This is a genomic window from Pseudoalteromonas sp. MTN2-4 (assembly GCF_042848605.1).
Lineage (GTDB): Bacteria > Pseudomonadota > Gammaproteobacteria > Enterobacterales > Alteromonadaceae > Pseudoalteromonas.
In genome coordinates this window covers 1-716 of record NZ_BTGK01000050.1, presented here as the reverse complement: position 1 = coordinate 716, position 716 = coordinate 1, and the positions used below count along the sequence as shown (strand labels likewise).

The 716-nt window shown below is 38.1% G+C and carries 1 pseudogene; it reads right to left on the bottom strand.

Annotation, left to right across the window (positions count from 1 at the left end):
* Positions 1–68: 68 nt before the first annotated feature.
* Positions 69–716, bottom strand: a pseudogene (locus ACGHEH_RS21665) (hypothetical protein); the annotation flags it as partial.

Below are 716 nucleotides of genomic sequence, written 5' to 3'. Positions count from 1 at the left end.
TAACGCCCTAATAATGGGCTAAAAACGCTAGGCTATACTTGTGAGCAACGCGAATCAAGCCTAGCTTTTTAGTCCGCGTTGATTAGTTTGTTAGCTGTACTACCGACTGTCACCAAGGCTGCAATAAAAACAATAGCCATAATGTCAATAGCCACGAATTGTTCTGCAATATTGCCATTATACTCCTGATACAAAAAGCCTGGACTAAAATTGGCCTTAAGCCCGAATGAAGTAGACTCAGCAAAAGTAATACTAAGGTAGACGCCGCCTAAACCAGAATAGTTTAGTAACACTGAGCCTAAACCGAAGCTAAGAACTTGCAGGGATTGATTGAACACTGATACCCAATAAAACTTTTTTAGCTCTTTTAATGCGGTATAACCGGCGAAACCATTTAACGCCACTACTATTAGTGCGATAACAATTGTCAAAAATGAAACGTTTTCTGAAAGTAATAAAACAATAGGTATTGCGATAGCAGCTGCAATTTGAAAATAACCGATGAGTTTTACTCTTTTCTCAGCCAAATCAAATGACTCTTGGCGAATCATTTCTTGATGTTCGAATAACTCCTCTTTTCGGGAGTCAAGTTCGGTTATTAAGGCAGGATAATTAGGTGATTCTGGATCTATATTATTCTTAACATCCAGTAACTCATCCATTGTGTATTTAGAATAATCAATCGTTGTCATGAGTCCTACTTGTACAGCTAACGC